Source organism: Paraburkholderia guartelaensis, assembly GCF_004353905.1.
Classification (GTDB): Bacteria; Pseudomonadota; Gammaproteobacteria; order Burkholderiales; family Burkholderiaceae; genus Paraburkholderia; species Paraburkholderia guartelaensis.
Genome location: NZ_SMOD01000017.1, coordinates 41859 through 66615 on the forward strand (window position 1 = coordinate 41859; position 24757 = coordinate 66615).

Annotated in this window: 24 protein-coding genes; 18 read left to right on the forward strand and 6 right to left on the reverse strand. The window is 60.3% G+C overall.

The window, feature by feature from the left end; translation table 11 throughout:
• Window positions 1-140: 140 nt before the first annotated feature.
• From E1N52_RS45545 to E1N52_RS22295, 11 genes are all read left to right on the forward strand, one after another.
• The gene (locus E1N52_RS45545) at window positions 141-563 is read left to right on the forward strand and encodes a Zn-ribbon domain-containing OB-fold protein (RefSeq protein ID WP_133184891.1); all 423 of its coding nucleotides are present in this window, start codon (window positions 141-143) and stop codon (window positions 561-563) included.
• On the forward strand, window positions 560-1732 hold the full coding sequence (locus tag E1N52_RS22250) for a thiolase family protein (RefSeq protein ID WP_133184892.1): 1173 nt from the start codon (window positions 560-562) through the stop codon (window positions 1730-1732). The genes E1N52_RS45545 and E1N52_RS22250 overlap by 4 nt, the downstream gene beginning before the upstream one ends.
• A gap of 3 nt (window positions 1733-1735) precedes the next feature.
• The gene (locus tag E1N52_RS22255; protein ID WP_133184893.1) at window positions 1736-2602 is read left to right on the forward strand and encodes an FAD binding domain-containing protein; all 867 of its coding nucleotides are present in this window, start codon (window positions 1736-1738) and stop codon (window positions 2600-2602) included.
• Window positions 2603-2609: 7 nt separating this feature from the next.
• Window positions 2610-5555, forward strand: a complete 2946-nt coding sequence (locus tag E1N52_RS22260; protein WP_133184894.1) for a molybdopterin-dependent oxidoreductase — start codon at window positions 2610-2612, stop codon at window positions 5553-5555.
• A 4-nt stretch (window positions 5556-5559) separates the two neighbouring features.
• Window positions 5560-6807: a CaiB/BaiF CoA transferase family protein gene (locus E1N52_RS22265; RefSeq protein ID WP_133184895.1), complete on the forward strand. Its 1248-nt coding sequence runs from the start codon at window positions 5560-5562 to the stop codon at window positions 6805-6807.
• On the forward strand, window positions 6804-8387 hold the full coding sequence (locus E1N52_RS22270; protein ID WP_133184896.1) for an alpha/beta fold hydrolase: 1584 nt from the start codon (window positions 6804-6806) through the stop codon (window positions 8385-8387). The genes E1N52_RS22265 and E1N52_RS22270 overlap by 4 nt, the downstream gene beginning before the upstream one ends.
• Window positions 8375-9028: an SRPBCC family protein gene (locus tag E1N52_RS22275; RefSeq protein WP_133184897.1), complete on the forward strand. Its 654-nt coding sequence runs from the start codon at window positions 8375-8377 to the stop codon at window positions 9026-9028. Before E1N52_RS22270 ends, E1N52_RS22275 begins: the two co-directional genes overlap by 13 nt.
• A gap of 145 nt (window positions 9029-9173) precedes the next feature.
• The gene (locus E1N52_RS22280; protein ID WP_133184898.1) at window positions 9174-10460 is read left to right on the forward strand and encodes an MFS transporter; all 1287 of its coding nucleotides are present in this window, start codon (window positions 9174-9176) and stop codon (window positions 10458-10460) included.
• Between the two features lie 64 nt (window positions 10461-10524).
• Window positions 10525-11670, forward strand: coding sequence for a porin (locus E1N52_RS22285; protein ID WP_133184899.1), 1146 nt, complete (start codon window positions 10525-10527; stop codon window positions 11668-11670).
• Between the two features lie 27 nt (window positions 11671-11697).
• A complete protein-coding gene (locus E1N52_RS22290) occupies window positions 11698-12081 on the forward strand; it encodes a BON domain-containing protein (RefSeq protein WP_133184900.1) in 384 nt (127 codons plus the stop codon).
• A gap of 49 nt (window positions 12082-12130) precedes the next feature.
• A complete protein-coding gene (locus tag E1N52_RS22295; protein WP_133184901.1) occupies window positions 12131-13165 on the forward strand; it encodes an XdhC family protein in 1035 nt (344 codons plus the stop codon).
• Between the two features lie 12 nt (window positions 13166-13177).
• Here the strand turns inward: E1N52_RS22295 and E1N52_RS22300 are convergent, their stop codons facing one another.
• Window positions 13178-13813, reverse strand: coding sequence for a TetR/AcrR family transcriptional regulator (locus E1N52_RS22300; RefSeq protein ID WP_133184902.1), 636 nt, complete (start codon window positions 13811-13813; stop codon window positions 13178-13180).
• Between the two features lie 94 nt (window positions 13814-13907).
• On the opposite strand from E1N52_RS22300, the gene E1N52_RS22305 reads away from it, so the two are divergent.
• The 5 genes from E1N52_RS22305 (at window position 13908) to E1N52_RS22325 (ending at window position 16936) form a co-directional block, all read left to right on the forward strand.
• A complete protein-coding gene (locus E1N52_RS22305) occupies window positions 13908-14681 on the forward strand; it encodes an SDR family oxidoreductase (RefSeq protein ID WP_133184903.1) in 774 nt (257 codons plus the stop codon).
• Window positions 14682-14811: 130 nt separating this feature from the next.
• Window positions 14812-15441, forward strand: coding sequence for a site-specific integrase (locus E1N52_RS22310; RefSeq protein ID WP_246089171.1), 630 nt, complete (start codon window positions 14812-14814; stop codon window positions 15439-15441).
• A gap of 256 nt (window positions 15442-15697) precedes the next feature.
• Window positions 15698-16045 carry a hypothetical protein gene (locus E1N52_RS22315; RefSeq protein WP_133184904.1) on the forward strand — a complete coding sequence of 116 codons (348 nt, stop codon included), beginning with the start codon at window positions 15698-15700 and terminating at the stop codon, window positions 16043-16045.
• A 33-nt stretch (window positions 16046-16078) separates the two neighbouring features.
• Window positions 16079-16537, forward strand: a complete 459-nt coding sequence (locus tag E1N52_RS22320) for a hypothetical protein (protein ID WP_133184905.1) — start codon at window positions 16079-16081, stop codon at window positions 16535-16537.
• A 69-nt stretch (window positions 16538-16606) separates the two neighbouring features.
• Window positions 16607-16936 (forward strand): hypothetical protein, encoded by a 330-nt coding sequence (locus E1N52_RS22325; protein ID WP_133184906.1) that lies wholly within the window; start codon window positions 16607-16609, stop codon window positions 16934-16936.
• Between the two features lie 147 nt (window positions 16937-17083).
• Here E1N52_RS22325 and E1N52_RS22330 read toward each other — a convergent pair whose 3' ends face one another.
• On the reverse strand, window positions 17084-17293 hold the full coding sequence (locus E1N52_RS22330) for a hypothetical protein (RefSeq protein ID WP_133184907.1): 210 nt from the start codon (window positions 17291-17293) through the stop codon (window positions 17084-17086).
• Between the two features lie 162 nt (window positions 17294-17455).
• On the opposite strand from E1N52_RS22330, the gene E1N52_RS22335 reads away from it, so the two are divergent.
• Window positions 17456-17878, forward strand: coding sequence for an ACT domain-containing protein (locus tag E1N52_RS22335; protein WP_133184908.1), 423 nt, complete (start codon window positions 17456-17458; stop codon window positions 17876-17878).
• Between the two features lie 47 nt (window positions 17879-17925).
• On the opposite strand, the gene E1N52_RS22340 is transcribed toward E1N52_RS22335, so the two are convergent.
• Complete coding sequence (locus tag E1N52_RS22340) at window positions 17926-20679, reverse strand: UPF0182 family membrane protein (protein ID WP_133184909.1); 2754 nt, start codon at window positions 20677-20679, stop codon at window positions 17926-17928.
• Between the two features lie 653 nt (window positions 20680-21332).
• Between E1N52_RS22340 and E1N52_RS22345 the strand changes: the two genes are divergently transcribed.
• Complete coding sequence (locus E1N52_RS22345) at window positions 21333-21824, forward strand: aminoacyl-tRNA deacylase (protein ID WP_133184910.1); 492 nt, start codon at window positions 21333-21335, stop codon at window positions 21822-21824.
• A 120-nt stretch (window positions 21825-21944) separates the two neighbouring features.
• Here E1N52_RS22345 and E1N52_RS22350 read toward each other — a convergent pair whose 3' ends face one another.
• The 3 genes from E1N52_RS22350 to E1N52_RS22360 all read right to left on the reverse strand — a co-directional run bounded on the left by E1N52_RS22350 (window position 21945) and on the right by E1N52_RS22360 (window position 24657).
• Window positions 21945-23210, reverse strand: coding sequence for an RNA polymerase sigma factor (locus E1N52_RS22350; RefSeq protein WP_133184911.1), 1266 nt, complete (start codon window positions 23208-23210; stop codon window positions 21945-21947).
• Window positions 23207-23578: a YciI family protein gene (locus E1N52_RS22355; RefSeq protein WP_028207700.1), complete on the reverse strand. Its 372-nt coding sequence runs from the start codon at window positions 23576-23578 to the stop codon at window positions 23207-23209. The genes E1N52_RS22350 and E1N52_RS22355 overlap by 4 nt, the downstream gene beginning before the upstream one ends.
• Before the next feature lie 395 nt (window positions 23579-23973).
• Window positions 23974-24657, reverse strand: coding sequence for a hypothetical protein (locus E1N52_RS22360; protein ID WP_133184912.1), 684 nt, complete (start codon window positions 24655-24657; stop codon window positions 23974-23976).
• Window positions 24658-24757 lie beyond the last annotated feature (100 nt).

Consider the following 24757-nt stretch of genomic DNA (forward strand, 5'->3'; position numbering starts at 1 on the left):
TGGCAAAAATCGCCAGCAAGCGAGACTGCGGACCGTCTTTCGGAATCGGACGCATCGGCAGTACCGGGTTTTCCCTACCTTTCTCGCTGTCGTTATGTACTATAGTGTAATACACACTACACCATGAGACTCAAACACAAATGGGAGCCAGCGTGAACGGTTTCAGACGATTAGGCACAGCCTCGGTTGTTAGAGGCGGGAAGGGCTGGTCATTACTCGGGGCGAGGTGCTCCGGTTGTGAAGCGCCGATCTATCCAGTCCTCACCGTGTGCCCGCACTGCGGCGGCCGTGACTTCGTTGCGTTGCCGTTGCCGGCAATCGGCACCCTCTACTGCCACAGCGTGGTGCATGTGGGACCAAGGGGCGTCGACACGCCCTATACCGTCGGCTACGTGGACTTTAGTGAGGGGCTGAGGGTCTTCGGGCGCATCGAAATGGAGGCTGGCGCTGTCCAGACGGGGCAGCAACTCGAATTGCGAGTGAAACCAGCAAACAAACGAGCGAGCCAGTTCATCTACTTCTTTGCCGCACCCGGCGAAGTTTCTGGGCAGGTAAGTTCATGAGCATGACGAACGGTTTGAGGAGCGTGAGCGTCGTTGGCACAGGCATGGTTCGCTTTGGGCGGTTCCCGGAAGTGAGTCTTCCGCAGCTCGCCGCGCCTGCAGTCATCGAGGCACTCGATGAAGCTGGAATCGATCGACGGCGCATCGGCGCTATTTATTGCGGAACGGTATCCGGTGGTCCATTGGCGGCTCAACGTATCGCACGGGAGACGGGGCTGACCGGCATCGAAGCGGCGAATTTCGAAAATGCCTGCTCGTCGTCAGCGAGTGCACTTCGGCACGCCTACCTCGCGATCGCCGCGGGGGCGGTGGAGTGTGCAGTCGTGGTCGGAGCGGAGCAATTGACTCGTCTTGGGGGCGGCCCACTTGACCTGGGCGATGAGGATGTCGAGGCGGCGAACGGATTGACGATGCCAGCGCTGTACGCAATGCGCGCACAGCGGTACATGCACGAATTCGATCTATCAGCCCGCGATCTCGCGCAGATCGCGGTCAAGGCCAGGGCGAATGGCGCGCTCAACCCCTATGCACAAATCCGCAGCACCATCTCGGTGGATGAAGTGCTTGGCAGCCGGCAGGTGGCATCGCCGCTGACGTTGCATCAGTGCTGCCCGCTCGGCGACGGCGCGTCGGCGGTCGTGCTTGCGGCCTCCGATTTTCCCGTTGCAAATCGGCAAGGCGCCGTGACGATTCTTGCGTCCCATCTCACGTCGGGCCGCTATATGCAGGGAGGCAGGGATATGACGACGCCCGAGGTCACGATGCGTTGTGCAAACGAAACCTACGAATCCTGTGGCATCGGCCCTTCCGACATCGATCTCGTCGAGTGTCACGACGCTTTCACCATCGCGGAACTGCTGTACTACGAAGCACTGGGTTTCGCTGCCCACGGAGAAGGGGCGCGTTTGATCAGGGAAGGCCAAACGTCGCTGAACGGCCGGATTCCGTTCAACCCATCCGGCGGTCTGCTCTGCAGGGGCCATCCGCTCGGAGCGTCAGGCATCGCGCAGATCGTCGAAGTCACGCGGCAGTTGCAGGGGCGCTGCGGGGCACGGCAGGTAGCGCAAGACAAGCCGCGCGGTCCGCGAATCGGGCTGGCGCACATCACAGGCGGAGGCACCTATGGCTTCGATCACGGTGCGTGCGCGATACACATTCTTGGAAGGTGAGAAGTGAAATCAGCACCCTTTACCTGGCACCGTCCGGAAAGCGTGGCGCGGGCCGTCGAGCTACTTTCCACGCTGGACAACGCGCGCATCGTCGCGGGCGGTCAGACACTGATGCCGATGCTGGCCATGCGTTATGCGTATGTGGACCACCTGGTCGACGTGAACGCGATACCCGGCCTCGACGGGATCGCGCTGGAAGGCGGCGAGCTCTGCATCGGCGCACTGGTTCGCCAGCGGGATATCGAGCAATCTCCGTTGATTCATCAATACGCACCTCTGATGGTGGAGGCGTATCGATTGGTCGGTCATATTCAGACGCGAAATCGGGGCACTTTTGTCGGAAGCGTTTGCAACTTCGATCCCGCCTCGGAGCAGCCCGCACTCGCCGAAATCTTCAATGCGACCATCGTCGCCGTGGGACCCGACGGAGAGCGGCGCATCCCCTTTCACGAATTCGCGTGCGGCTTCATGACGACATCGATCGAACCGGACGAAATGGTGACGCAAATTCGCCTTCGTATCTGGAACGGGCCGCATGGATATGCGTTCGAGGAATTCGCGCGCAGGCATGGGGACTTCGCAATCGTCGGCGCCGCGGCCATGGTGTCGGTCGACGTAAATCGCGCTATCAACCGTGCTGATGTGGTCCTGTGCGGGATGGGCGGCAAACCCTGTCGTCTGCAGCTTGATGACGTCCTCCAGGGACAGCAGCCGAGCGACGGTCTCGCAAAGGCAGCAGCCGAGAGAGCGAGCTGGATCGATGCCCTCAGCGATACGAGTGCCAGTGCCGCATATCGGAAACGCCTCGCGTGCACCGTGACCGAGCGTGCGCTTGGGCGCGCGTTCGCTCGCGCATTGAACGCAAGTTGAGGGAATCATGGATCAGAGAATCGAATTCGTAGACCAGGAAAGGATTGCCTTCGAACTGAACGGACAGGCGCTGACCTGCGACATCGACCCCAGAGTGACGCTCGGCGATTTTCTTCGTCACCAGCTTGGCAAGACCGGCACGCATTATGGCTGTGAGCATGGTGTTTGCGGGGCATGCACGGTACTGGTGGATGGACGTTCCATGCGCTCATGCCTTCAGCTCTGTGGTCAGGTCGACGGGCGGAAGGTCACAACCGTAGAGGGGCTGGCCAATGCCGACGGTTCACTCGGCATCCTGCAACAGGCGTTTCAGGATCGTCATGCGTTGCAGTGCGGATACTGCACCCCAGGCATGTTGACCACGCTCACGGAGTTTCTGCGGGCCAACCCCGACCCGTCCGAAGCAGAAGTTCGCGATGCGATTAGCGGGAACATCTGCCGCTGCACGGGCTACCAGGCCATAGTCGAAGCGGCGCTGCTCGCCGCAGCCCGAACGCGCGGCGAGCCCGATCCCGTTTTCGGTCTGGTTACCGCACACTCAAAAAACAGCGCACCTCTCACGGATTCGGCCGTGGACGCGCGATATGTCGGCAAACCCGTCAAGCGCACCGAAGACCCTGCGCTCCTCAAAGGCGAGGGGCAATTCGTCGACGATATCCACCTTCACGGAACATTACATTGCTGTTTCGTGCGATCGTCTCACGCGCATGCCCGCATCAAGCACGTCGATACGCAAGCGGCAAAGGCCGTACCGGGCGTCCAGCACGTCTGGACATTCGCCGACCTGGACGAAGCGCTTCGGCGGCCCTTGCCTGTCCTGGCGCCCACTCACATGCTCAATGAGCCGCGCATGTGGTCGCCGCTGGCTGCGGACGAGGTGTGCTACGTCGGCGAGGCGGTTGCCGTTGTCCTTGCCGAAAGCCGGTACATCGCCGAAGACGCCGCTAACCTGGTGCAGATCGACTACGAGGTAGTGCCCGTCGCCAGCGACATCAGGAAGATATTCGACCCGGATGCGCCGCGGGCTCACAGCGACGTTGCGACAAATCTCCTGCTCGACATGCCGTTTGCTTTCGGCGAAGTCGACTCGGCCTTCGCGAGCGCAGCGCACGTGGTCAAGCGCGAGATATTCCATCATCGCGGAACTGCGCACCCGATGGAGTGCCGCGCGACCCTCGCCCGGCTCGATGGCGGCACCGGTGATCTGACCGTCTGGAATTCAGGCCAGGCGCCGCATCTCGAAAGACGTCTCCTCGCGCAAGCGCTCGGCTACGACGAAGCGAAGATCCGGGTCATCATGCCGGACGTTGGGGGGGCTTTCGGTCCCAAGGGGATCGCCTATCCGGAGGAGTTTGTCGTGGCCTCGGCTGCACTCAGGCTGGGTGTGCCGGTCAAGTGGACCGAAGATCGGCGCGAGCACTTCCTGAGTATTACCCAGGAGCGCGATCAATTGTGGCATCTCGAGATGGCGCTCGACGATGACGGAAAGATCCTCGGCGTGCGCGGCTCCGTGGTCCACGATAACGGTGCGTACGTGCCATGGGGCATAGTCGTGCCGATCATCGCGGTGACCTCGTCGCTGGGTCCGTACGTCGTCCCGGCATTCCACGTGAAGCTGAAAGTCGCGTGCACGAACATGGTACCCACCACGCCGGTGCGTGGTGCGGGGCGGCCTAAGGCGGTATTCGCGATGGAGCGGATGCTCGATGCCGCAGCCGACCAGCTCGGCCTTACCCGTCTGGAAATTCGACGCCGCAATTTCCTGCAGCCGGAACAGCTGCCGTACAAAACTGGCCTGATATTCCGCGACGGTTCGCAGATGGTGTATGACTCCGGCAATTATCCGGAGACCCAGGAAAAGGCAGTGGAGCTTGCCGGTCTGGACGCGTTTCGCGCCCGCCAGGAGGACGCGCGCACGCGGCAACGATATCTCGGGATCGGCTTTGCCAATTATGTGGAAGGTTGTGGTCTCGGTCCTTATGAAGGGGCGGAAGTCACGCTGCAAAACGACGGACGCATACACCTGGACGTCGGTGGCGCAGGCGCGCAGGGGCAAGGAATGAAAACCATTTTTGCCCAGATCGCAGCCGATCAGCTCGGCGTCGAGATGGATGCCATCACGGTAGTCGTCGGCGATACGGGCAAGCTTGCAATGGGCGTCGGGACATTCGCGAGCCGGATCACCGTCAACGCCGGAAATGCCGTTCACGTTGCATGCGGCAAGCTCGCGGGAAAAATCAGGGCGCTGGCTGCCAACGCCCTTCGAGTTCCGTTGGATCAGATCGAGATCGCGCGTGGTGTCGTATGCGCGCGAGGTCAGCCGGAAAAGGCTTTGCCGCTCGGGAAAATCGCTCAGATGTCCTATGGGATACCTGGGTTCACGCTTCCGGACGGGCTGGATGCAGGCATGACCGTGACGCATTACTTCTCCCCGAAAGCCAGTGTCTACGCCAACGGAACGGCGTTCGCGGAAGTCGAGGTGGATATCGGGACTGGCTACGTGAAGGTCTTGCGTTATGGCGTTGCGCACGATTGCGGGAATGTGATCAATCCGATGCTCGTCGAGGGGCAAGTGATTGGCGCGATTTCCCATGGGATCGGAAATACGCTGCTCGAGCGACATGCCTACGACGAGAATGCCCAGCCGCTAGCGACGAATTTCGCCGAGTTTCTGCTGCCGACCGCACTCGACATGCCATCCCACATCGCAATGGCGCATCTCGTTTCCCCCTCGCCGAACAACCCGCTTGGCGTCAAAGGCGCCGGGGAGGGTGGGACGATTCCTGCATCCGCGGCGATCGTCAGTGCCATCGAGGATGCGCTGAGCCGTTGGTCTATCCGGTTTGACGAGACCCCCGTGCTGCCTGAAATGATCTTTGATCGTCTGCATGCCGCCGGCGCCTACAGCGACGCCGCTCCCGTACACACCTCGAACGAAGAACTTGCAGGATAACGTTATGGAATCTGGAAAAACGGGTCCGCTGAGCGGCGTGAGGGTTCTGGATCTCACGCAGTTCCTGTCAGGCCCTTTCGGAACGCAAATTCTCGGTGACCTCGGCGCTGAGATCATCAAGATCGAGCCGCCGGCGGGCGAGCTTTCACGCGGCGTGCCACCGCATTTCGTAGAGGGCGACAGCGCCTACTATCTTGCGGTCAATCGCAACAAGAAGAGTGTTGTCATCGACCTCAAGACGGAGCGGGGAGCCGAACTCGTTCGGGAGCTGGCGGCACATTCAGATGTTCTTGTCGAAAACAATCGTCCCGGTGTGATGGAGCGGCTCGGGCTCGGTCACGCGGCGCTTCGCGCGCGCAATCCGCGTCTCGTCTATTGCAGTATCAGCGGATTCGGACAGACCGGCCCGGACAGGGATCTTCCCGCGTACGACATGATCGTGCAGGCGATGTCAGGGGGCATGAGTCTGACCGGGGAGCCTGGGCGGGCACCCGTTCGCGCTGGCATTCCGATCGGCGACCTGGCGGCCGGCATGTACGGCGTAATGGGCGTACTCGCTGCGCTGGTCGAGCGCCAGACTACCGGCGCAGGACGGTTCGTCGATGTGTCGATGCTCGATGCGCAAATCGCGATGCTTTGTTATCAAGGGGCCTATTACATGCTCTCGGGCGAAGTGCCGGAACCACAGGGACGAGGCCACGATTCGATACCGACATACCGATCGTTCGAATGTGGCGACGGCGTTTCACTGGTTGTGACCGCCAACACCGAACGTATGTGGGCGGACCTGTGCAAGGCAATCGGTTTGCCACACCTCGTCCACGACCCGAGATTCAAGGATCCGGCCGAACGCCTGGCAAACAAGGCGGCGCTATGGGAAATACTGGAGGCGCGCTTCCGGTCCGAATCTGCGCAGAGTTGGCTCGATTCGCTGAATTCGGCTTCGATTCCGGCCGCGCTGGTCAAGACAGTGGATAAAGCACTGAGTGCCTCGCAGGTCGCGCACAGAGAGATGCTCGTCGAGCTTCGTAGTCGAGCAGGGTCTCATGTGCGCGTGCCCGGCAATCCAATCAAGTTCGATGTATCCGGAACTGCCGGTGCGAGTTACCCGCCGCATCTGGGGGAGCATACGAACGTCGTGCTCGGAGAGTACATCGGGCTGGATACTGACGAACTGAGGACACTTCAAAACCAGGGGGTTGTTCGGCAGTTTGTACCCGGCATGCCATCACCCGGCGTGAAATCGCGATGAACGTGGAGATCGGAATGCATGAAAATCTTCTGCTGAAGATGAAGGGTAATGTTTTGCATATTGCCCTGAGCAGCGCTGACGGCAGGAACGAGCTGGATGACGCAATGATGCGGGCGCTCACAGAGGTGATCAGTGACCCACCCGAGAGCACCGTGGCAATCGTGTTGTCCGGCGAGGGCGAGAACTTTTGCACAGGCCGGGCCGCATCGCCACCGCCGGCACTTTCCCCAATGGAAGACCCACGCCCCACAATCAAGGAACGGGGCGCGGCGCCCATTCTCGCACTCTATGAGGCAATCCGTTCGAGTGCGGTACCGGTTGCGTGTTTCGTCAAAGGGCTCGCTTCGGGTATGGGGTGCGCAATCGTAGCAGCGAGCGACTACGCAGTCGCCGACGAGCGTAGCCAGTTCGAAGCCAACGAACTGGAGAAGCAGTTTGCTCCTGCACTGCTGATGTCCGTGCTCATCTCGCGTGTCCATGTCAAGGCGATTTCGCGTCTGGTTTTGACGGGTCGGCCCATCGACGCGACGACCGCTCTGGAGTATGGGCTCATCGGCGAAATAGTCGCTCCTTCGGAACTGGACAACGCGCAGGACGATTTCATCGCTTTCATGAACAGCCGGGCTCCGCAGGCGTTACGCGGAATCAAGACTTTCCTGCGCGAATCGGCCGGTCCGCATTCGCCAAACCTTGCCGCGCTTGCCGCCGACGTTCTGGCGGAATCGCTTGCGGCTCGCCTCGACGTGACAGCGCCGTTCGCGCCGTCCCACGACAAGCGGTTTCTGAGCGTCGACGGCGAGCGCATTGCCTATATCGACATCGGCAACGGGCCTGCGATCGTTTTGCTCCATAGTCTCGGCACATCGAGCGCGCTGTGGGACGACATTCTGCCCGCACTCACCGCGAAATATCGAGTCGTGGCGATAGATGCCCGAGGTCACGGCGACTCGACGAAGCGAAGCGCGTGGAATGCAGACGCGGTTGCCAGCGACGTTGTCGCGGTGACGCGGGCCATCGGTCTCGACCGTTTTGGCCTGGTGGGCATCTCGATGGGGGGACTCACCGCAATTCGCGTTGCCGCGAAGCTGGGTCGACGCGTGGCTGTCATGGTCTTGTCGAGTGCTTACGCAAGTGTTTCCGGAGCCGCTGTAGAAAGGCGGCTCGCCGCAGCCGAAGGGATGTTGAAAAAGCTGCCAATGCATCTCTTTGCACGCATGTACGTGGAGCAGACCCTCCACAGAAACACCGCGTATCCGAAGCGGGAGCGACTTGCCCAGCAGATTGCGGCTGTTGCTTCAACGGATTACCTGGAAATATTGCGCGCCATCTCCACGGATGATGTGTCCAGTCTTCTGTGCGACATCGAGGTCCCGACGCTCGTGCTCAACGCCGAACTCGACGGGAGTGTACCCAGAGCCGTATCGGCGCAGTTGACGCAGGGAATCCAGGGGGCGGAGGAACGAACGCTGCGCGCAGCCGCGCACCTTGCATGTGTCGATTCGCCCGATGAGTACGCGGAAGTTTTATTAGGTCAGTTTGAGAAATACACGGATGAAGGTGGGGAAGCATGGAAATCGTAAATCGCTTTTCGGTCGACTCGACTATTGAGGACGCCTGGAACGCACTACTCGACGTTCCGCTGGTGGTGTCCTGCTTTCCCGGCGCGACGCTCACAGACACACTCGGCCACGATTCGTACAAGGGGCTGATTCGCGTCAAGCTGGGTCCAATCGCGATGGAATTCGCTGGTACGGTTAGATTGAGCCAACCGGTAGGTGAGGCGTATAAGGCGACCGTCGAAGCTACATGGCAGGAGACTAAAAACCGGGGATCGGCCAATACGGTGACCTCATTTTCTCTATCGCCACTCAGTGACGCCGCCGGCACCCAGGTTGACGTTCGCACCAGTGTGCAAATGGCGGGGCAGGTCGCGCAGTACGGCCGCGGGGTTGGGATCATCAACGCAGTATCGGAACAGATGGTCCGTCAATTCGCGGCTAATTTGCTGGAGAAACTTGCGGATCGGCGGGCTGAAACAGTGGTGCCCCTCGTCGACACAGACGCGTTCGCTTCAACATCCACTGGAGAAAGAGAACCCGTGGTGGCGACACGCCGTGACAACGCTGCGCGCGCAACGAACGAGATTTCCGTGCTCGGCTTGTTGTGGAAAACGATGGTTTCGAAGTGCAGGCAGTGGATTGCCAGGCCGCGTTCGTCATAGTTCTCTTCGTTGAGGTTTCCGTTCAGTCTGGTCAGGTCGGCGAACGGCAGCAGCTTCGACTCAACCCTGTCATGCCCGACATGCGATGCCATCGAAGTGTCAGGAAATGCTTAATCATAAGTAGTACAAATCAGGAGGCGGGAAGATGGAAACGAACTCGACTCATTTCGAGTCGACAGACCACGGGAGCAATGTCGTTGCTTCTGTCGTGGGCAAGGCCGCCTGGATTGTGCTTGCGTCCGCGTTTGTGGGGTGGATGTTCGATGCAATGGATCTCTACCTGTTCACCATGATCATGGTTCCGGCCCTTCACGACCTGCTTGGGGCTTCACAAGGCAGCGTCATGCGGATTGGAGGGCTCATTGTCGGCGCGAAGCTGCTTTGCTGGGGCATCGGGGGGATTCTGTTCGGTATCACGGCAGACCGGTTTGGGCGAGCTCGAGTGATGCTCGGCACGATGCTGATTTACTCGTTATTCACGGCCGCCGGCGCCTTCGCGCGAGACTGGCATCAGCTCCTCGTGTTTCAGATGCTGGCGGGCTTCGGAATCGGAGGGGAGTGGGCCGCCGGGGCCGCGCTTGTCGTGGAGACCTGGCCAGAAAAACACAGGGCGAAGGCCGTTCAGGTGATGCAGGTTGCCAATGTGGCAGGACTGGTTGCGGCCTCCGCGCTTGCGATCCTGCTTTCAGGCGCTGGATGGCGTTGGGTGCTTGGCTTGGGGGCGGCACCGGCACTCGCGAGCCTTGGCCTGCGGTTCGTCACACCGGAATCGGCGCGTTGGGAGCAGTCACGTGCGGCCGCAATGCGTCATGCAAGTCCAAAAATGGGCTCGATATCGGAGATATTTGGCAGCCCGTTGCGCCGTCGAACCATAGTCGGAACGCTCGTTGCCTCGGCAATGATGATCGGTGGCTGGGGGGCATCCATCCTCTTTCCCACCTTGCTGAGAGAGTTCTTTCCATCCGCCGGCAACGCGGAATTCACGCGACAGACGGGCATCGCTTTCATGGCGACCAATGCCGGCGCGGTGCTTGGCTACGCCTCGATTCTGCTGCTCGTCAGTCTGATACCGCGTGTTTCCAGACGGATCGTCTATGCGGTGTTTTGTGCCGGCGCCTGGATTGCAGTCGTTGCCCTCTTTGGAGGGGCGAGAACACTGGGGACGTTTTACTTCGCGATGCTTGGATTCGGCTTTTTCGCAATGGGCGGATTTGGCATCGTCGCTCTGTACCTGACTGAACTTTTTCCGCTCCACGTTCGCGCCACAGGACAAGGCTTCGCGTGGAATATGGCACGTCTCTTTACCGCGCTTGGGCCGTTGCTCGTGTCGCTTGCATCGGCGCATCTGGGATTCCGTGTGGTGGGGATCGCTCTCGCAACCGTATTCGGAATGGGATTGGCTGCCGTATTTTTTGGGCCGGAAACGGGCTGAAAAAACGACGCGGAAGTTCGAAGCGTGACACGCATCCGCCAAAAAATATGACATTGGAGACAGCATGAAAATGAAAGTGATCGCCGCCTCGACGCTCTTTGCGTGGACGGTCGCGGCACACGCGCAATCGTCGGTGACGCTGTATGGCGCCGTCGATACAGGATTGCTGTATCAAAGTGCGAATGCGCCGAATTTCCAGTCGAAAGTGAATCTCGGGCACGTGTACGCACTCAAGGACGCGGGGATTTTCACCAGTTTCTGGGGGCTCAAGGGCGTTGAAGACATTGGGGGTGGTTATAAGGTCAACTTCAGGCTCCAGGGAGCATTCACCAGTACCAACGGGAAGTTCGGGCTGTCCGACACGCCGGGCGTCAGCGCAATCTTCAACCAGCAATCGACGATAGGCATCTCTGGTCCTTTCGGCTCGATCGACGCGGGCCGTCAGTTCGTGCCGATAATATTTGCGATGGCCGACACCGACGTACGAGGCGCGCAATTCTTCGGCAGTATCCTCACCGCATGGCTTGGCATGAATCAGGCTGCGGGCTGGCAGGGCACCAGTACAAACGGAGCGATCGGTGCGTTGTACGACTCCAACGCGATCGTTTACCAGTCGCCAAAATTTCACGGTCTGTCGCTGGGACTCGAATATGCGCCAGGTGGCGTCGCCGGTCAATTCCAGGGTGGCACGCGCGAATCGGCAGTGCTCAGGTATGCGAACTATGGTCTCAATCTCTCGGCTGCTTACTACAACGGCCACGACAGCAACCCCTTCACGACGACAGCCACCGGCGCGATCATCACGGCACCGTCCACGGGGCGCGATAACAATCGCTTTTACTATTTCGGCGCGATGTACACGTTCCACGACCTGTCAGTATCGACGTCATACAGCATCGGCAAGGATCCGGCGAACAGCGGTCAATCCGACTTCGAGATGATATCCGGGGGGCTCGGCTACAAGTTCACGCCGTTTTTCAAGGTCACCTCTGGCTTTTATTACCTCAAGGATCGCAACGTTTCATCCAGTCAATCGGATTCGTACGCGGTGGGCGCCGAATACAGTTTGTCGAGGACCACCATCGCCTATGTACAGGTCGGCCATGTCAATAACCGGGGCAAGATGAGCCAGGCGATCGCCTACGCCGCGCCGGTTCCTGAGGGAACCTCCAGCACCGCCGCGATGATAGGCATTCGGCACACCTTCTGATCCCACCGTGGCTGACTGGAGCAATGAATGAAGACAAGCAGGGCACTGAAAATCGCTGTCGGGTTGCTGGTTGGATCAACCTCCTTTCACGTCTGGGCGCAGGCCAGCGAGAGCGAAGCGCGCACCGTGTCGAAAGGCACAGCGACCGAAGCCTCCGGCAGCGTCACGCAGACGAGTAGCCGGAAGGACAATTTTGCGCTGCGCCGCAAGGTCTACGCGGCGATCGCACAGCACAAGGAGATCAATGCGGGCACCATCAGCGTGGTGGTGAAGCGCGGCGCGGTGACGCTCGACGGGACGGTGGTTGATGCCTCACACATCGATGAGGTGACGGAGATCGCGCAGGGCGTTCCTGGCGTGAGGTCCGTGACCAACAGGCTGACGGTCAAAACGCCGTTCGGCAGTCAGTAGGTGCACGTGCATGACGCGGCTCGACTGCGTACCGAAGGAGAATGTGAACATGAACAGTGTCGATTTCGAGGTGCTGGAAGCTACGATGCACTGGCTTGATGCAGGCCACCGAATGCTGCTCGTGACGGTGGTGAAGACTTGGGGCTCGTCGCCTCGCCCGGAGGGGGCGATGCTTGTCCTGCGCGATGACGGTCGTGTGGTGGGCTCCATTTCAGGCGGCTGTATCGAAGATGATCTCATCGACCAGGTGCGTCGGTACGGCGTCGCGCAAGGGATGCCGGAGGTGGTCGAATATGGCATTAGCGCCGAGGAGGCGCATCGATTCGGGTTGCCTTGCGGTGGCACGATGCAACTCGTGCTTGAGCCGATTACGCGGCAAAGCCGTATTCAGGCCCTGCACGAAGCGCTCAGTCGTGGCGAACTCGTGGCGCGCACGCTAGACATGACAACGGGTGCCGTCACTCTTGGGCCACCGGGGACGACTGACGGTGTGCACTTCGACGGGATGTGTCTGACGACGATTCACGGGCCCCGTTACCGTATGCTCGTTATTGGCGCGGGACAACTGTCGCGCTACTTATGCCAGGTCGCGACAGGACTCGACTATCAGGTGGTGGTGTGCGATCCACGCGAGGAGTACGTGCAGACATGGGATGTACCCGGCACGCAACTCGTGCGCACGATGCCCGACGATACGGTCATGGAAATGAGACCCGACGAACGCAGTGCGATTATTACACTCACGCATGATCCTAAACTCGATGATCTCGCGCTGATGGAGGCGCTGAAGACACCCGCGTTTTATGTCGGTGCGCTTGGCTCGCGGCGCAACAATGCTGCACGGCGGGAGCGGCTAAAAGAGTTCGATCTGAGCGACGCGGAACTTGCACGGTTGCGCGGTCCGGCCGGGATCTATATCGGCAGCCGCACGCCGCCTGAAATCGCGATCTCGATTCTCGCAGAAGTGACGGCCGCGAAGAATAGTGTGTCGCTGCCGGCAATCCTCCGGGTCGAGCGTGGGAAGACGGCAAAGGCAATCACGAGTGATGACACACCGATCAGTGCGCTGGATCGTGTTTGGTGAAAGCGGGTTCTCTCACGAAACCGGCTTCCGGCGGCGAACTGCAGGCGAAGGCCATGCAGACATCGCAATATCGGCCAGCCGCTTCAGTGTATCCCTGCATGCCCCATCACAGGCTTGCGCCGACATGCCTTGCACCACGGCGACATAAAAGCGTGCGAGCGCGTCGGTGTCCGTATCCGGGGCAAGCTCGCCCTCGGAGACGGCACGGTCGAAGCGTGCCTTGATGGTCTGCAGCCCAAGCTCGCGTCGCGCGGAGACCAGTTGGGCGACAGACTCGCTCTTTTCGGCATGTTGGAGAACGGCAGTCGAAACCATGCAGCCGCGCGGTCTCCCCGCGGCGGTAAAGCGTGCCGCAGCGTCGTGCAGATAGAACGCGATCGCATCGCGCGCCGGCAACTTTCCGCCTAGCGCTTCCAGCGCTGCCTTGTTTTCACGCTCGCTGATGTGGTCGACCGCTTGTCTGTAAAGGTCCTCCTTCGAGCCGTACGTTGCGTAGAGAGACGGCGGCGGGATGCCCATGGCTTCGGTCAGATCGGCGATCGAGGTGCCCTCGTATCCGCGCTCCCAGAACAGCCGCGCGGCGACATCGAGTCCCACGTCGCGGTCCAGCAACCTCGGCCTGCCGCGTTTCCGGGTGGGTTCGCTCATTTTTATATCGAGTCCTATAAAATTCGTTGACAAGGATCTTTTGACCTTAATATTATAGTGAACACTACTAATTCAGTCATGAAAGGAGTGGTCGATGTCTGCAAAACTTTCAAACAAGGTGGCCCTTATTACGGGAGGCTCGCGTGGCATCGGCCGTGCAGTAGCACTGGCCTTTGCGAGAGAAGGGGCTGCGCTCATCGGTGTTCACTATGGCGCCAATCAGGATGCGGCCAACGCCACCGTCCGCGAAATCGAAGCGCTCGGGACGAAAGCCGTCGCTATCGAAGCGGACCTGAGTCGCGGGAAGGAAGCGACGGACAGTATCTGGGATCAGTTCAAGGCAGCTGCGATCGCCGCCACGGGCGAGCCGCGGCTGGACATTCTCGTCAACAATGCTGGCGTGGCACCGGCCATCGCGCTGTCTCAGACGAGTGAGTCCGTATTCGACGAGGTCCTGACGATCAACTTCAAGGCGCCATTCTTCCTGATTCAGGCTATTGCCGATCACATCCGCGACAATGGACGAATCATCAACGTTTCGACGGGCTTTACGCGTGTCGCGGCTCCAACGCATCCGGCCTACGCCGCATCGAAAGGTGCCATTGAAACGCTGACGCTGGCCCTTGCCCCTGAGTTCGGTCCTCGCGGCATCACGGTGAATGCGGTCATGCCGGGTGTGACGGAGACCGACATGAACGCGGCGTGGATCAAGATACCGGAGGCACGTGCCGGCGCAGAGGCCATGTCGGTGTTCTCGCGAGTGGGCCAACCTGTCGATGTGGCAGACGTCGTCACCTTCCTCGCATCGAACGAGGCACGCTGGACGACGGGGCAGGTGATCGACGCGACCGGCGGTGCGCGGCTCTAAGCATTCCGCCCCCTGGCATAAAGGCCGCACTGGGACAAAATCACCGTGCCAGGACAATATGGAAAGCTCGCGGGCGTGAGCTGAGGGGGGACATATTCCTGGCCGGCAGTGTGTCGGTGCCAGCGCGTCGGTGCAGCGCACCTCGCGGATTTTTCCGAGGAAGCGAGGCTCTACGCGGGTTAGACTGGAAAGGAGCATCCACCGATTTCTCTCTCGTAACAGAACTCAAAAACGAGCGTATTACGAGGAAGGAAAGCATGGAACCCAAACGCGCCAAAGTGCTCACCCCGCGAAATTTCGTCACCTCTTACGCGCTACCGAAGCGACGAGCCGCTTCCCCGAGCGTGACACGCTGATCCTCCTACTCGGCGTGACATGCGGTAAGCGCATAACAGAAATTGCACGCGTCGAGGTGCATCATGTGCTCTCGCGACGGGGCACGCGGCAGGAGGAAATTTCTTTGCCCGGCCAGATGACAAAGGGTTGTCGCCCGCGCTGCGTGTTCCTTTCTCATCCAAGACTGATCCAGACACAAAAAGGAGGTGCATTCGAACCGAGCGTGAAGCGCAGAGTGAACTTCGCAGGCGAGTCAATTGAATATCTTGCCGCTGACAGCTTGCAGAACTACATCACGAGCCTGTATCGAGCGGCAGGTCTTGGTAGGGGATTTAGCAGCCACAGCGGGCGAAGAACGTTTGCTAGCCGCCTCGTAACGCAGGGGCAGTTGCTCGAAACCGTACGGATGCTCCTCGGCCATTAGCATCTAGATCACGTCGCTCCATATTTGGATGTATCGCAGCGACAGCTACATGAAGCTGTCGCAGCGATCGACCTATCCTGTTGATGCGTTTTGCATAAATTGCGGTTAGGTTCGTCATTTGGATCTACAGTCTCGTGCGCAGATGCCGATAAAGAAGGGTTGGGCGAGAGAAGGCAACGGATTTCGGAGATTTGCCGGTGGTACTTCTTGTATCGACGAACCGCGGAAAGAGGAAGAAAACAAGGAGAAGACGAGAATGGATCGGGCGACTTTATCGCGGCTGCGTCAAACTATTGACGACCTGGAACGCTTATCGGTGACTCTTCCCCAAAAGAGTGAGGAAGTCATATTCCTTGCTCGGATCATTCATCAGTTGCAGATCCTTCAGGACACGGTCATTGCGGGGGATGCCCGCGAAACTGTATTTGTGTGCTCAGAGCAGATTGCGTCGATCGGGCGCTCGCGTGAGACGTTCGTGCGTGTTGCTGGCCTCGTCCTGTATGCCCAGGCAGTCGAGAATCTGACGGCGCTACAGAAGGAGGCGCACGTTTTCGCCGCCATTCAGCCGCAACATCACGGACCTGGCAAGATGATTCACGGGTAATCAGCGCGCTTCCAACGGACAACGAGAAGAAAGATGAAGGCATCGTTTGTTGGTGTGGTTGTGCTCGCCTCAGTCTTGACCGCAGTTCCCGCGCTGGCTGAGAAACCGGTAGAGTCAGGGCAGAAACGATCGCACGAGGCAGTTTGGTGGTCTCGTGGCGTGGTCCTCGAACGAAGGGCTACTGACGGCAGTTGGGCTGTTCGATGGTTTGACGATCTTACAGTGCGCGGGGCATCGAAGGTCTACGCGGGAAATGAGAAGGATGAGCCGCTCGTCGAGATTACCGCGCTTCGCTCCGAGGATGACTCCATTGCCTCGCGTTCGATCACCGTCAGCTGCCTGGGCAATTACGAAAAGCGGGTCATCGTAGCAGCTGATGTGGTTGATGGGGACGAGCTCAAGCAGGTCTGGATGCAGCAGTTCAGATGCGGCGATAGTGAATGGCGAGTGAGAACCGCCAATGCGGCGAGATTGCCTTCGACCGACCACTGATAACGGAAAACAACGCAGGAAAGCGGCAGTGCCATCGAGCGGCCGCGTTCGAAGAACGTGAGAAATGGATTGAAGAGCATCGCCGTAGTGGCACTCCTAATCATCAGCACATCGTCGCTTTTGGTTGCCTGCGGAAAAAAGACTGGGGACGAGTTCGTCGGATCGTGGAAAGTTAAGGACGATATCGACTCGACAATTATCGCTCGCAGCGGCTACGATTTTGTTGTCACGAATACCGGCGATACGTCGAGCAGGATGTTTTTCCGCTACGAGCACGGAATTCTCGTAATGAAGGGTTCTGCCGGAATGCTGGAGATACGCTACGACAGGATCCACGACGCGATCGTCGCATTCACCCCCGGTTTTCCGGTGGAAATCGTACTGCCCCGGGTCAAATAGGCGGGTGAGCGTCGTTCGCTTGCATCGAGATCCTTGCGATGACAAAGCCATTGACGGAGTCGATTTCGTATAAGCGACTGCATTCGATGAACGGCGTGGGTCGGCAAAGCTGTTCTCATACCGCCGGCTTCCTTCATCGAACTGCGGCTAGCGCCGCCCGCTACGACCCCATACATAGCGCACCCACCGCTGCCACCGGCTTTGCGGCGGCATCTGCGAGTTGTGCGCAGACTGCGCTTCGCGGTCGCGCTGGACGGACTTCTGCACCTGTTCGTGGATCTGCCGCAAAGTCATGCCGCCAGGGCCCTTGAGTTTGTCGTGATCGGGAGCAGGATCGCAATCGGGATTGTCTGTCATGAAGGTCGCCCGTTTGTGATGAGACGACTTGATCTTGATACAGATGCGTAGTGCCAGCAAGCTGGACGCGGATTGCCGGCTGGCGCGTACTCCGACAGGCCTTGCCGGCGCGCCGTTCGTGAAGTAGATTTTTTCAATGAGGTCCGAGGCTGGGGAACTGCCATGGAACTGAGCGTGGAACGTGTCGATGTTTGGGTAGCGACGATCGACGACAAACCGGGCGGGCTTGCGAAGGTATTAAGCGTGTTGCGGGATGCCGGTGTCGATTTGCAGTTCATCGTGGCACGCCGCGCGCCGGAGGCGTCGGGTAAGGGGGTCGTGTTTGTCGCGCCGATAGAGGGAGACAGTGCGATCCGCGCCGCCACCAAGGTGGGGTTCAGTGTCACCCCTAGCCTTCACTCCATCCGGGTAATGGGTCTGGACCAGTTGGGTGTCATCGCACAACTGACCTCGATGTTGGCTGATGGGGGGATCAACCTCCGCGGGGTCTCGGCCGCTGTACTTGGCACGCAGTTCGTTGCCTATCTCGCCGTCGACTCGTTGGGCGATGCCGAAAACGCGATCGACATCCTGCAAAGGGCCTGAAGCGATATGGCCGCGCAGCGGGGTAATTCAGCCGGATTTCCTTCTGGTCATTTCCGATCGTCGGAACGCCCGGTACCGAGTGCCTCGAGCAACGGCCGGAGGGCATCCAGTTCCGCACCGAAACCGCTCCAGTCTCCCGCCCGCAGTCGCTCGATGGCGCGGTCATAATGGGCAAGTGCCTCTCTTGCGCGGGTGTCCGCTGTGCCCCGGGATGGCGGTGCCCCTTGTGCGGGCTCATTGAAAAGCGCCGCCAGGGCCTCACTCAGGCTGTTCTCCATCACCACACGGTCACCATAAGCGGCAATCACCCGCTTCAACTCCGGTAACTGACCGGCCGCCGCGCGCAAATAGAGCGGAGAAACGTAGAGGATCGAGTTCTCGATCGGCACGACCACAAGATGGCCGCGAATGACGCGTGAGCCCATCTGGTTCCACAGCGAAATCTGCTGCGAGATCTCGGTATTCTGCTGAATACGCGCTTCGATCTGAAACGGCCCATAGACCAGCTTGTCCTTGGGAAAGGTATACACGATGAGCTTGCCGTACCCGGACGGATCGCAACGCGCCGCCAGCCAGGCAATCATGTTCTCCCGCTGGCTCGGCACCATCGGCAGCATGAGGATGAACTCGGCACTTGCATCGCCGGGGAGTCGCATGATCGTGTAGTACGGCGGCATCGTGCTGGCAGCGCTCCCCCCATCCATTCCTACCAGTTCCTGGGGAAACTGCCACAGATCCTCGCGGTTGTAGAACACCTCCGGCGCATCCATGTGATAGGCACGGTAGAGCTGCGCCTGGATCAGGAACAGATCTTCGGGGTAGCGGATATGGCGCCGGAGCGTCGGCGGCATCACGTCCAATGGTTTGAACAAACCCGGGAAAATGCGCTCGTATGTTCGCAGGAGCGGATCGGCGGGATCGCTGACGTAGAAATCGACCGTGCCGTTATACGCGTCGACCACGACCTTGACCGCGTTCCGGATGTAATTGGCGCCATCGCCGAACCCCGGCCGGGAGTAAGGAAACCACTGGCTGACGGTATAGGCATCCTGTATCCAGAACAAGCGCCCATTGCTTGCAACGACATAGGGATCATGGTCGAGATTCAGGAACGGCGCGATAGTACGTACGCGGTCCTGAATGTTGCGGTGGAGCAGGATCCGGCTCTGGTCTGTGATATAGCCGCTCAGCAGGATATTGGGATCGTCGAGTTGCCAGGCGAAGAGACTGCGTCGCGCGGCACTGCCGATGTTGACGCCGTCGCGCCCGCTGTACGCCGTGTAAGCATTGGTCGGTCTGTTGGGATAGTCGAATTCAGCGACACTGCCGTTCACGATCACATAGTCCTGCCGGCCCTCACTGAAATAGAGACGTGGTTCGCGAATGGCAGGGGCGCCGTTGGAGACGGGCGGAATATCCCGCAGACAGAAAAAGGGTAAGCCTTCGGTGGACTTCTCCGTAACTGGTGACATCACGACGCCGATGCCGTGAGTAAAGATAAGGTGCAGGTTCACCCAGGTTTGGGCGTTGGGCGGAAGCATCGCCGGGTCCAGTTCACGCGCCGACAGCATGACCTGCCTGTATCCGCTGTCAAGCTGATAGCGGTCGATGTCCACTGAAACAAATTTGTAGTAAGTCCTGATCTCCTGCAACTGTGCATAGGTATCCATCAGCGGTTGCACATCCCATAGCCGGATGTTGTCGATGGTTGCCCGATTGGCCTGCAGCGAATCGAGAGTCAGTCCCTGCTCGGGATCAAACGGTTTAACCTCGATTTTTGCGAGGCCGTAAGCCTCACGCGTTAGCGCGATAGTGTGCTCGATGTAGGGTGTTTCCAGTTTCAGCTCGCTCGGTTTGACATAGAAGCGCTGAAACAGCGCCGGATAGATCACAGCAAACACAAGCGAACTGCCGAATACGAGCAGCGCGAGAACGGCGGGCTGCAGAAAGCTCCGCCGGCGCATGTTGATCAAAAGGGCAACGGATGACGCCGCGGCAAGACCGGCAAGCATCCACAGGACCGGCAACTCGACGTGGACGTCGGTATAGCTGGCGCCAACCACGACGCCGTTGTCACCATTGAGCAGCAAAAAGCGGTCGAGCCACCACGACCAGGCCTTTACCGCAAAGAACAAGGCGAGCAGTGCCGAACCATGAGTGATGACGGCGGCCGAGAGTGCCCGTGCTGACCGCTCCGGCGTGATGTCACCGCGCAACCCGTAGACAGCACCTGCCACGATCGCGCTGCAGAAAACCAGCCGCAGCAGCCAGTTCTTGAGCGCGACATACGCGGGAAGCGAGAAGAGATAAAAGCTGATGTCCCTCTCAAAGATCGGATCGCGCTCGCCAACCGGCACCTGATAAATAAAGCGAAGCGCGATGTCCCAGCTAGAGGTTTCGCTAGCGGCAATGAACAGCCCAAAGACGACCGCGGCGCAGGCAATGCTGGAGCGCCAGGGAACGCGCGGCGCGACCAGTTCGGCCAGATCGCCAGTGACTTCCGCCGCACCCGACGAATCGGCCGCTACCGCCCGCAAGATATCGACGCTCCTCGCGTAACGATGCGCCAGCATCCCGGACAGCCATATCGCGCACGCCGAGATTGCGAACACCGTGGCAAACAGCGCCACTTTCGCGGAAAGGATGGTGCGGAAAACGCCACCATAGCCGATCGAAGAGAACCACAGCCAGTCGACCAGGATGCCGGTGATGCGTCCGACGACAATCAGGCCGGCGATGACGGCCATCGCCGCGATTGCATATCGTCTCAGACGCACTCCGGACTTCACTTCCGACCGCATAGTCCCTCCTGCGTTGGCCGTCGCCCCACGCCTCCTGAGATCGGATCAATCGCGCAATGCCGATCTGCCGGGAGCGCGGCCGAACGGCCTGCCAATGCGGCCCGAGTTCGCGTGGAGCAGGCTCAGACCAGTTGAATGATTGTAGTTCGGTGTGGCTATTGACATCGGCACCCCCGCGTAGGCGGCTACTCGTCCGGTGCCGGATGCAACAGACCTCGCTGCCCTGCCTGGCGATGGATGCCACTCTGCTGTTCCTCGTTGTCGCCGGTGAAGGTGTTCTCAAGAACCTGGGCTACCAGTGGAGGGAGCGGTCGAGGCGCCGGGAAGAAGCCGCGCCGATGGCCGGCTATGGCAGTCGGGCACCATCAGCGCTGTGGGGCGATTACTCGCCCTTGCTACCGAGGTTAAGCGGGTCACCGCTCATGCCGACCTCCGCGGGCGCTTGACTCAGGACGCGACTGTGTCGTCGCCGTGGCCACGATCTATCGCGATGTAGAAAGTTCGCGGACGGAAGTCGAGACGGAGCGCGCCTTACCTTGACGCCAGGCTGGGAGCAAAACGCGCATGTCGGCGTACGTATTGCTCGGGCGTGACCTATTCTTAAAAGATCGCAAGCGTTTGTCCCTTTTCAGGTATTCGACAGGAGGTGTGCCATGTCGATATCGCCAACCCTGCAGGAGTGCCTGCGCAGCAAGGGGTCCCGTTACGAAGTTGTGCGTCACCCATACAGCCACTCGAGTGTCGAAACGGCTGCTGCGGCGCACATTCCCGGTGACCGCCTCGCCAAGACCGTGCTCCTTGAGGACGATCACGGCTATGTGGCCGCCGTGCTGCCTTCAACTTACGCCGTACAACTTTCCGAGCTCTGGAACAAGACAGGGCGCCGGCTCGCCCTGGCCACGGAAGTCGAACTACGCGAATTGTTCAAGGACTGCGATGCGGGAGCGCTGCCGCCGATTTGTATGGCGTATGGCATGAAAACCTACCTGGAATCGAGCCTGGCAGGCCAGCCGGACGTCTACTTCGAGGCGGGCGATCACGAAGAACTGATTCATATGGAAACGGATCAGTTCCTCACGCTGATGGACGACGCGGAGCGCGCGCATTTCGCACGGCGGATGCGAGGGTTGGGCGGCCGCGCCTGAGGTGGGGCCTGTGATGCCGAGCTGGCATCAGGTAAATGCCGATTAAAAATCGTTCGTTATGCAGATCAATACGTCAATAGGAAACGGTTGCCGGTTCTTTGTCCTGGAGCGTTTGCGGATTCAACCCGTCGATGCAAGCTCGAGTTTCTTGCGCTGCAGGAACCGGCGCACGGCCGGATCGCGCTCGAGGCCGATCGCAAGATCGTACGCGTCAAGCGCTTCGGTCTTAGCGCCGGCGCGGGCGAGCAAATTGGCGCGCGCGGCCCAGTATGGCTGGTACTCAGTCAGCCGCGGATCGTTCGCATATGGCGCGAGCGCGTCGAGCGCCGCCTGTGCGCCGTCGCGTTCCGCCAGTGCGAGTGCGCGGTTCACCGCGATCACCGGCGAAGCTGCTATGGCGAGCAGCCCATCGTACAGTTGCACGATCTCGTCCCAGTTCGGGCAATGCGATCGGCAGCGATGCACATGCGCCGACTGCAGCGCGGCCTCGAGTTGAAAGCGACCGATTGAATTTAAAGCGTTCGCGCGCCGCAGCAGTGCGTTGGCTGCGTCGATCATCGGTGCGTTCCATGTTGCCGGGTCCTGAGCCGATAGTGGCACGTAATCGCCGGCCGCATCGCGTCGGGCGTCGCGTCGCGCCTGCGCAAACAGCATCAACGCAAGGAGACCCAGCGTCTCCGGTTCCTCGGGCAGTAGTTCGACGAGCAATTGTGCAAGATACAGCGCCTCGTCAGCTAGATCGCGCCGTTCGGTATCGCCGCCGACCGGGTCCGTCCAACCTTCCGCATACGCTGCATAGACAGCTTCAAGCACTGAGTCGAGCCGGCCGGGCAGTTCCTCACGCTCGGGCACGCTGAACGGAATGCCCGCTTCGCGGATCTTGGTCTTCGCGCGCACGAGGCGCTTGCTCATGGCGGCGGGAGACATCAGAAATGCGGATGCAATCGTCTTCGCTTCCAGGCCCAGCACTACCTGCAGCATTAGCGGCGTGCGAATCGCGGCCTCGAGTGCAGGGTGAGTGCACGCGAAGAGTAGCGCGAGCCGCCGGTCGGGCAACGCGCCGGGTTCGCACTCGTCGATCTCTTCCGCGAGGATCGCGAGCTGGTTCACCACTGCGTCACCGACATGGCGATGGCGTGCGCCATCTATCGCCCGGCGGCGCGCAACGGTCATCAGCCAGGCTTCGGGGCTCGCGGGGCAGCCGTGCTCCGACCAGTCCGTGAGCGCCGCCGCAAACGCGTCGGCGAGTGCGTCCTCGGCCGCGGCGACGTCGCGCGTGCGCATCGCCAACAGCGCGACGAGCTTGCCGTAACTGCGGCGCGCGACTGCCTCGGCAATGGAATGTGCGGCGGCATCAGCGTGACGGCCGCCGCCGGACTGGCTCATGCAGCAGATGGCGCATCGTACGGAGCGGTCCAGACCGGGCGCACTTCCATGATGCCGTGCGCCGCGCCTGGACACCGCGACGCCCACGCCATTGCCGCGTCCAGGTTGGGTACGTCGATCAGGTAGTAGCCCGCGAGCTGCTCCTTCGAATCGGAATACGGTCCGTCGAGCACTTGCGGCTTGCCGTCGACCAGCCGCACGGTCGTGGCCGTATTCGTGTGCTGCAGCCGGTTGGCACCCACCAGCGCCCCCGCTTTCTGGAGCGATTCGGTGTACGCGTGATAGGCGGCGACGCCTTGCTGTCGCTCGCTGTCGGTCATCTGGTTCCAGCCGTTTTCTTCCGAATAGATCATCAAGAGGTATTCCATTTGAGCCTCCGTCATGGGGTTGAGGCGGATGAATTACATCGTGCCGCCATCATAATGACGCTCGCACGTCATGCTGACGGACAAGGTGCATCAAAATAATCGCGGAGGGCAGAAGTCGAGCGGCAGAAGCAAACGGTCGACAATTCAACGCAACTAACGGCCTGTCAGATTCGCATGCACGCGGCGCGATTCGGCGAAACGTGTGCTGGGAACGGGAAAAGATGCGGCGCGCGCGCATGAGCGGAGTTTCCCAAACGTATCTGCAGGAACATCCAGGTGATCTCTCGATGCGTCATGCCGTGACCAGATCGAGCGATTGGCGGGAATGTCGCACGACGTGCCGCTGCGCGAAACGAAGCGCAGAGAGCGAATCTCTGCGCAGTTTATATGCAGTATCAACTGAGAATGGGCGGCAATTCCCGTCGTGGCGAGTTCGGCAGCACTTTCGGTTGCATCGGCTTCGTCTCGACGACGAGGCGATGATGCGGCACCGGATGAGCGGCGGCAGTTGCGAGCGAACGTCGCGAGCCGTCACTGTGCGGCGGTATCTTTGCCGCCAGGCGCGCGCCAGCGACCGGCTTGTGCCGGGTGTTGTCCTTACTGTTGCCGGCTGACCTGCGATGCGGCGGCGCGTCCGTTGTCGTTCGCGCGACAGTACTCGGCGCATGCCAAACGTTTGCGCGACGGCCATAGTTAAACGCGTGATGCGATCCACCCTCCGGCGCGTGTGCGGCAGCAACCGGCTCGTGCCGAACGCTGCGGACAATCTGCCCGGTCACGACGTGACCTGTATGGTTCTCCGAGTCTTGCGGCCAAAGCCCGAGCATCGCTGCCCCCGCCTTGAGCGCTCCGTCGTCATCCTGGTTTTTATGATCGCCCGACGGCGGTGCAGGGCGGGTTGCCGCGGCTCGCGGGCCGGCGCCCGCAGGCTGGCAAACACACGCGTTGCCCGCAGCCGCCCCGAGCGCATTCTGACCTGATGCCTCGGCCCGTTTCTCGACGGCGCCGTGCCGCACATCCGGCTGCGTCCATTGTTCGCGATACTCGACGGCGGCCACGGCCGCCGTCGTCACACTCATTGCCGCAACTGCCATTACCGCTGCCATTGTCGCGCGCACGACATGTCCCCTTGTTTGATTTTTGCGCCACCCGGGCGGCGATTATACCTATTAGGCATCA